This window comes from Pseudoalteromonas sp. OF5H-5, assembly GCF_021530695.1.
Classification (GTDB): Bacteria; Pseudomonadota; Gammaproteobacteria; order Enterobacterales; family Alteromonadaceae; genus Pseudoalteromonas.
Genome location: NZ_JAKGBF010000051.1, coordinates 1 through 1,706, shown reverse-complemented (window position 1 = coordinate 1,706; position 1,706 = coordinate 1). Strand labels below are relative to the sequence as shown.

1 rRNA gene is annotated in these 1,706 nt (G+C 52.3%); it reads right to left on the bottom strand.

From position 1 onward, the window contains the following. A 23S ribosomal RNA gene (locus L1271_RS24555) occupies positions 1–1,706 on the bottom strand; the annotation flags it as partial.

The following is a 1,706-nucleotide window of genomic DNA, read 5'->3' as shown; positions in this document are numbered from 1 at the left end:
CGGGTAATTAGTACGAGTTAGCTTAATGCCTCACAGCACTTCCACATCTCGCCTATCAACGTTGTAGTCTTCAACGGCCCTTCAGTTGACTCTAAGTCAAAGTGAGAACTCATCTCGAGGCCTGCTTCCCGCTTAGATGCTTTCAGCGGTTATCAGTTCCGAACGTAGCTACCGGGCAATGCAATTGGCATCACAACCCGAACACCAGCGGTTCGTCCACTCCGGTCCTCTCGTACTAGGAGCAGCCCCTCTCAATTCTCAAACGCCCACGGCAGATAGGGACCGAACTGTCTCACGACGTTCTAAACCCAGCTCGCGTACCACTTTAAATGGCGAACAGCCATACCCTTGGGACCGACTTCAGCCCCAGGATGTGATGAGCCGACATCGAGGTGCCAAACACCGCCGTCGATATGAACTCTTGGGCGGTATCAGCCTGTTATCCCCGGAGTACCTTTTATCCGTTGAGCGATGGCCCTTCCATTCAGAACCACCGGATCACTATGACCTACTTTCGTACCTGCTCGACGTGTCTGTCTCGCAGTTAAGCTTGCTTCTACCATTACACTAACCGTACGATGTCCGACCGTACTTAGCAAACCTTCGTGCTCCTCCGTTACTCTTTGGGAGGAGACCGCCCCAGTCAAACTACCCACCAGGCACTGTCCTCAACCCCGATTCAGGGGCCTAAGTTAGAACATCAACACTACAAGGGTGGTATTTCAAGGTCGGCTCCACAGAAACTAGCGTTCCTGCTTCAAAGCCTCCCACCTATCCTACACATGTAGGGTCAATGTTCAGTGCCAAGCTGTAGTAAAGGTTCACGGGGTCTTTCCGTCTAGCCGCGGGTACACAGCATCTTCACTGCGATTTCAATTTCACTGAGTCTCGGGTGGAGACAGCGTGGCCATGGTTACACCATTCGTGCAGGTCGGAACTTACCCGACAAGGAATTTCGCTACCTTAGGACCGTTATAGTTACGGCCGCCGTTTACCGGGGCTTCGATCAAGAGCTTCGCCTAAGCTAACCCCATCAATTAACCTTCCGGCACCGGGCAGGTGTCACACCGTATACGTCATCTTACGATTTTGCACAGTGCTGTGTTTTTAATAAACAGTCCCAGCCACCTGGTCACTGCGGCTCTCGTTTGCTTACAGAGCAAGTCCTTCACAAACAAGAGCGTACCTTCTCCCGAAGTTACGGTACAATTTTGCCTAGTTCCTTCACCCGAGTTCTCTCAAGCGCCTTAGTATTCTCTACCTGACCACCTGTGTCGGTTTAGGGTACGATTCAGTATGAACTGAAGCTTAGAGGCTTTTCCTGGAAGTAGGGCATCAACAACTTCACCACCTTAGTGGCTCGTCTCGACTCTCAGCCTTGGCAACCCGGATTTTCCTAAGTCACCAGCCTACAGCCTTTCACATGGACAACCAACGCCATGCTTGCCTAGCCTGCTCCGTCCCCCCATCGCATTCATACCGAGTACGGGAATATTAACCCGTTTCCCATCGACTACGCTCTTCAGCCTCGCCTTAGGGGTCGACTCACCCTACCCTGATTAACATGGGATAGGAACCCTTGGTCTTCCGGCGGAGGAGTTTTTCACTCCTCTTGTCGTTACTCATGTCAGCATTCGCACTTCTGATATGTCCAGCATGCCTCCCGGCACACCTTCAGCCACTTACAGAACGCTCCCCTACCCCGC